The sequence below is a fragment of the Streptomyces sp. DH12 genome (genome assembly GCF_020873895.1).
Lineage (GTDB): Bacteria > Actinomycetota > Actinomycetes > Streptomycetales > Streptomycetaceae > Streptomyces.
Window position 1 is genome coordinate 1 of the sequence record NZ_JAHWGT010001097.1, and the last position, 450, is coordinate 450.

Consider the following 450-nt stretch of genomic DNA (forward strand, 5'->3'; position numbering starts at 1 on the left):
TGGCGCGGCTGCACCGGCAGCCCCTGCCCCGCCCGCAGCCGCGCCATGTTCAACTGCGCGGACAGGGCCTTGACCTGGCGCTTCACCGGTTCCAGACCCACCATGCGCTCCAGCTCCGCGAGCGCCTCCTCCAGCAGCGCCGCATCGGTGGGCCCCGGGGGCAGCACCGGGCCCGGGCCACCGGAGCGCTCACGCGCCCCGGACCCGCCGAACGACGGCATCGGGGGAGGGGCGGGGTCCGGGTCGGACAGCCTCAGGTCCCGCCCCTCCGTCCCGAAGAGCGGGTCCAGCGTGTCCTGGCCGTCGACGGTCTCCTGCCCGGTGCCGGTCAGGGTGATCGCGGCGAGGTCGGCGCAGTCGTCGTAGCCGTCCCCCTCGGCGATCGCCGCGAGCCGGGCGGAGGTGTCCATGAAGGCCGGATCGACCCGGTGCACGGCCCGGTACAGGGGG

Annotated in this window: 1 pseudogene; it reads right to left on the minus strand. The window is 76.0% G+C overall.

The features are described from left to right. Nucleotides 1-450: pseudogene (locus LPA54_RS38710) on the minus strand (CbxX/CfqX); the annotation flags it as partial.